Below are 387 nucleotides of genomic sequence, written 5' to 3'. Positions count from 1 at the left end.
GGCTGGTGCTGTGGGCCGCCTCGCTGGTCGGCCTGAGCTATTTCGGCATCTATCACCAGGAATTCTCGCAAAGCGTGATCTTCGTGATGTTCGAGTCGAACACCGCCGAGGCCAGCGAATATTTCAGCCAGTACTTCAACCCCTGGATGACCCTCGGCCTGGTGCTCTACAGCCTGGTCGCCATCCTCCTCTGGCGCCGCCTGCGCCCAGTCTACCTGCCGCGCTTCAGCGCCCTGCCGGTGGCGGTGCTGCTGATCGTCGCGACCATCGGTTATCCGTTCTACAAGCAACTGGTCAGCCTGGGCCGGCCCTTCGACGAAGCCCTGGACAAGGTCCAGGCGCGCATGGAACCGGCGGTGCCCTGGCAATTGCTGATCGGCTACCAGC

The 387-nt window shown here is 63.3% G+C and carries 1 protein-coding gene; it reads left to right on the top strand.

Annotated features, from left to right (window positions below):
* A partial coding sequence (locus ACLJNW_RS23455; protein ID WP_410961119.1) for a phosphoethanolamine transferase domain-containing protein occupies window positions 1-387 on the top strand: 387 nt, incomplete at both ends.

This window comes from Salmonella sp. SAL4457 (genome assembly GCF_046548235.1).
In the GTDB taxonomy this organism is placed as follows: domain Bacteria; phylum Pseudomonadota; class Gammaproteobacteria; order Enterobacterales; family Enterobacteriaceae; genus Salmonella; species Salmonella enterica.
This window is presented reverse-complemented; position numbering and strand designations above follow the sequence as displayed.